At 42.4% G+C, this 5417-nt stretch carries 4 protein-coding genes; 2 read left to right on the forward strand and 2 right to left on the reverse strand.

The genetic code is table 11. The features are described 5' to 3' along the window. Positions 1–1225, reverse strand: a 1225-nt coding sequence (locus CK510_RS25525; RefSeq protein ID WP_211293304.1) for a slr1353 family protein, incomplete at its 3' end; no start/stop codon positions are given. 548 nt (positions 1226–1773) lie between these two features. Then, entirely contained in the window at positions 1774–1929 is a 156-nt protein-coding gene (locus CK510_RS32030) for a hypothetical protein (RefSeq protein WP_158224962.1), read from the reverse strand. 150 nt (positions 1930–2079) lie between these two features. Between CK510_RS32030 and CK510_RS25530 the strand changes: the two genes are divergently transcribed. Further along, a complete protein-coding gene (locus CK510_RS25530) occupies positions 2080–4449 on the forward strand; it encodes a ribonuclease R family protein (protein ID WP_095724344.1) in 2370 nt (789 codons plus the stop codon). A 114-nt stretch (positions 4450–4563) separates the two neighbouring features. Continuing rightward, complete coding sequence (locus CK510_RS25535; protein ID WP_095724345.1) at positions 4564–5187, forward strand: flavin prenyltransferase UbiX; 624 nt, start codon at positions 4564–4566, stop codon at positions 5185–5187. The last annotated feature ends 230 nt before the right edge of the window (positions 5188–5417 follow it).

A 5417-nucleotide genomic window follows, 5' to 3' on the forward strand; every position in this document is an offset into this window, starting at 1 on the left:
TAAGTGAGTGGCGTGATTTTTTGCCATAAGTCTGAAATAAGTAATCTTTGCCTTGTTCGACAGTCCAGTACAAGCGCTGCATTTCCACGCCAATTTTAGCGATGTCGTCAGAATTATCTTCGGGTTCGCTCTTCTTTTTTCGTTTGCTTGTGGTTGTTGTAGGTGTGCTTTCTGGTACTGGGGGAAGTAGAATTTCGATTTCTTCGGGTGGATTGTAATCACCAGGGGTAAATGGCATAACATTACTTGTTGCGGTGTTACTTTCTGGGAATGGTAATTCAGCTTCGGTTGCGGGATACTCCCTTGGCGTTAAAGTTTGCTTATCGCTAGGGGCAGAAGATTCGAGTGATATATCAAATAATTGTTCATGTGAAAATTCGGGTAAAGGTTCTATTTGATTTACTGGTGTGGTAATTTCACTTGTCTCTTTGCTCAAATCTTCGCTTAAATTTTGGTTTAAATTTGCAGCTAAGTCTTGATTTGACTCTTTGCTAGTTACATCAGGCTTAGTTTTATTTGATGAGGTTGATTGTTGTGGTGTAGATGCGATCGCACTTACAGAACTAACTCCCTCTGAGTTAGGTATCGCTTCTTCAAGTTTAAGTGGGGATTCTAATTCAGGTTTTAATTCAGGTTCAGGTGCGTGAACTTCCTGGGAATTCTCAGTAGAGATAATATTAGATTTTTCTTCTAATTTTTCTTCAGTCTCTACTATATTGGCTTTAATCTTTGTTGTTGGACTATTACCTGTTGGATTATTTGCTGGAATTTCCGGAGTTATTTGTGTTTTTTTTGCTGTTTTTGCTGGTGTGGGAATGGTGGTAGAAGTTGCGTTAGCGTTCGCTTTTAGCGTACTTACAGAAGCCACTTCCTGTCTACCCTGTGGGTAGCTTACCGTTGGTGAATTGGTTCCGTAGGAGCTAGGTATCGCGTCATTTATTGAAGGATTAATGGATGTGGTACTTACGGATGGAATTGCGATCGCATCAACTTGTGGTATGGCACTATTGTCGGTTACAAAAATTGCTAATGCCCTTTCTCTGGAGCGGTCTTCAGCTTCTTCGAGAACTTCTGCTGCTGCCATCCCAGTAGCGCGGGTAATACCTTCAATTTGCAAGCTAGCTTTAACAATATACTTACCGTTATAAATTTGAACTAGCTCAGTTAAAAGGCAGCTTGTGGGATATAAGTTTTGAAACGAACCCAACATAAATTTAGTCACCACAATCTAAATAAATCTAAATAAATCTAACAAGTGCTGAGTGCTTTAGGGGGGGGTTGCTAAAGGCGATGCTGAATAAAGAGTGATGAGTATCGAGTGTTTTCCTTTCTTCCATTGCCCCTTACCCATTACCTATTACCCTATTCCGATTATTCTAATATAGCGTCCTAATTGTAGCACGGTGTTAGGTAGGAGAATTTTTGGTTACAGTGGGTTAGTCTAGGTAATATAAAGGCTCAATGCTATACTAATTACCTGATTTGATATCCAGAAGTATTTTCTGGAAGTACCCTCTAAATCTACAATGAGGAAGGTAAGGTTCGCCCTCACTGTTAGTTCAACTGTTACCCTAATTGTTACCGATTCTACATGTAGGACAGTTGGGTTTACCAACAGCTTCTCCTAGTTAAAATTCGGAGTTGAATGGCGTAAAAGTACCTTCAATGCTTGACAACCTGACACCTGCAATTCCTCTCTTTCTCGGTATACGGGTTGTTTTTGGAGAGTTATCCAAATCAATCCTCTCTAAAAGAAAGTTGCGTAATTACCGATTAAGGAAAATTAACGATACTCTCGCGGGGAGTAGCAGATGTCATCGACGAAAGGCTCTGTAAGATTGGCTCATCAACTAGGGGACTTTGACGAACCAAACTAAGAACGATTGTCGTGTGGTGGGAAGAAGCAAATAGGAAAATCGACTTATTCATTTGAGTCATTTCTGCTTCTTGTCAAACTTCGATTGCTCTTAAAAATTAGGGGCAAATCGAAACGTCAGTCAGTGGTGAGGGTACATAGCAAAGAACCCATTTCAACAACACAACAACAAATGATGTTTTGACCAAAGGTCGGTTCACTGCATGGAATTTTCAATCGCTACACTCCTTGCCAATTTCACCGATGATAAATTGGTAGCTCGTAAATTACTCGAAAAGAAACTTGGCTGCGAAGACGAACTCAGCTTGCTCAAGCTTCATATTACTTTGGAGGTTCTGGAAAAAATTGGGATTTTGGTGAAAGAGCGGGGTAAATATCGCCGTGAAACCGAAGAAGGACTAATTGAAGCTAAACTGCGCTGTTCGAGTAAGGGTTTTTGTTTCGCAATCCAAGATGTGGAGGGGGCTGAAGACATTTATATTCGCGAAAGTCATTTGAGTAATGCTTGGAATGGCGATCGCGTTTTGGTGCGGGTTCTCAAAGAAGGTAGTCGTCGTCGTTCTCCAGAGGGTGAGGTTAAGTTAATTTTAGAACGCTCTAACCATACTTTGCTGGCAAGGATTAAACAGGTCGAAACAGGTTTTCGGGCTGTTCCCTTAGACGATCGCTTACTGTTTGAGTTGAAATTACAAAACAATTTGACGGCTTTGGAGGAAGCTATCGACCATTTAGCCCATGTTGAGGTGTTACGATATCCTCTGGCACAATACCCACCCTTGGGTCGAGTTGTCCAAATTTTGGGTAGTGATGCCGAAGCTGCTGCCGATATTGATTTGGTGACTTGCAAGCACGACCTTTCCCGTACTTTTTCCGATGCGGTTCTGGATGCGGCATCGAAGTTACCCAAAAAGCTGCTGAAGGCAGATTTAAAGAATCGTTTGGATTTGCGCGATCGCTTTACCATTACAATTGGTGGTGCTGGGAGTGGAAATGAGGATTCCAAGTTTGTGGAAAACGCTTTATCCTTGGAAACAACTCCCGAAGGTAATTATTTAGTCGGTTTCCACATCAGCGATGCCACCCATTACATCCTACCTGATGAAATTCTCGATCGCGAAGCCCTCAAACGGGGACGTTCGGTATATTTGGGTGAATTATTCCTGCCGATGTTACCGGATGCGGTAATGGAAAAATGTGCTTTGGTTGCTGGTAGCGATCGCTTGGCACTTTCGTTTTTAATCACCCTGGAAGCAAAAACTGGACAGGTGTTGGAGTGGGAAATTAGCCCCAGTGTTGTCAAAGTTGACAAACATATGACTCAGGAGCAAGCAACAACAGTTATCGAAGGTAAAGGTAGAAAAACCAAAGATTCTGCCGAAACTGTCGAGATGTTGCAAGTTCTCCAACGCTTGACAAATGCCCTCAAAAACATCCGTACTGCCAGGGGAAGTTTGCAGTTAAATTTGCCACCTAACCAAAATCCGTACTACGATGAAGGAATGTTGGGATGTGTAATTGAGGCGAATTCCACCGTCAGGTCAATATTCACCGAGTTGGTGCTAATGTGCAACCAACTGATGGCAAATCACTTAAATGCCCTTGGAGTTCCAGCAATTTGGCGGGTTCAAGGAGCACCTGATGCCGAAGATGTACAGGAAATGCTCAAACTCGCAATTAATTTGGGTGTGGAACTTTCCCTTCCCGAAGATGTTGATGTCCAACCCCTCGACTACCAACATCTCACAAGGATATTCGCTGATTCGCCATCGGAACAGGTTTTGACCTATTTACTCCAAGATACCCTCAAACCCTCTTTGTACAGCACGAATAAAGTACCCCATTTCGGGTTATCGCTACCCGAATATACCCACTTTACCGCTCCGTTGCGGCGTTATCCCGATTTGCTAATGCAAAGGGTATATCACAGCTTGCTCGAACACGGACGCGATCGCCGCAATACTCGCATCAAAGAACGGGTTAATCTCCGCTCTTCTGTCAACCATGCGGAAATTAACTGGAATGTCCTTCCTCCCGAATTACAAAGCGAATTACAAAGCGATTTAACCCGCGTAATTACCCAACTCAACGATCGCGAAAAAGAAGTTCAAGAAGCTGAAGCTGATTTAGCTGGTTTACAACGGGCTTCGCTGATGAAACAACGCATTGGTGAAGTTTTTAGCGGTGTGATTACTGGTGTTCAATCATACGGGTTCTTTGTGGAAATCGAAGTCAAAGCCACCGACGAAGACAGCCCAAATCCTTTACGGGTAGAAGGTTTAGTTCACGTTAGTTCCCTCAAGGACGATTGGTACGAGTATCGAGCTAGACAGCAAGCACTATTTGGACGAAAAAATCGCGCATCCTATCGATTAGGCGATCGCGTTGCCGTTCAAGTCAAGAGCGTCGATTACTACCGTCAGCAAATCGATTTAGTCACCGTTAGTAGCGATGGTACACCAATCGTCGGCAAAGACTATAATAACGGCGAAATGCCATTGTATATGGCAAACGACATCGATCCAGACGATGACGATGATGATGACGAACTCGATGATTTTGAAGACGACGAATAAATTAATCGTGATTGGGGATTGGGGATTGGGAATTGGTTTATTATTATCATTTATAAGTTTTGGTTCCCATTTCCCTTTCCCATTTCCCTTTCCCATTTCCCTTTATAACCAACTGTGTCAAAACCCCTAATTATTGGCGTATCTGGTGCTTCTGGATTAATATACGCCGTTCGCACGATTAAATACCTACTAGCTGCTGACTATGCAATCGAATTAGTCGCATCAAAATCAACATATATGGTTTGGCAAGCCGAGCAAGATATTCGGATGCCATCAGAACCATTACAGCAAGAAATGTTTTGGCGACAACAAGCGCAAGTCGAAAACGGAGGTAAACTAAATTGTCATCCTTGGGGTGATGTGGGAGCTAATATTGCTAGCGGTTCCTTTCGGACTTTAGGGATGATGATTATTCCCTGTAGCATGAGTACAGTTGGTAAACTTGCAGGTGGTTTGAGTGGGGATTTATTAGAACGTGCTGCGGATGTCCAACTCAAAGAAGGACGTAAATTAGTATTAGTACCCCGTGAAACACCTTTTAGTTTAATTCATTTACGAAATTTAACTTCCCTTGCAGAAGCTGGTGTGAGAATTGTTCCGGCGATTCCAGCTTGGTATCACAATCCCCAAACTATCGAAGATTTAGTTGATTTTGTCGTTGCCCGTGCTTTAGACCAATTTGAGATTGATTGTATTCCCCTAAAAAGGTGGGAGGGAAGAGGGGAAAGAGAAAAGTGAAAAGGAAAGAGCTAGACTCAAAACTAATTATACTAAAAATGGCTTGGGGTTTGGCTTTTAAACGCGGAGGTTCGCAGAGTAAAACGCAAAGTTACGCAGAGAATATTTGTATCTTTGTGTGGATGCTCAAAGTTAGATTATTAGCCGTTTAGATATCCAGATGAGGGTTTGGAAATTAGAGAAGAAGTGAAGTAATAGTTAGTTTGACTTTGGTTACACAGTAGATGACA

The sequence above is a fragment of the Brunnivagina elsteri CCALA 953 genome, from assembly GCF_002289455.1.
In the GTDB taxonomy this organism is placed as follows: domain Bacteria; phylum Cyanobacteriota; class Cyanobacteriia; order Cyanobacteriales; family Nostocaceae; genus Brunnivagina; species Brunnivagina elsteri.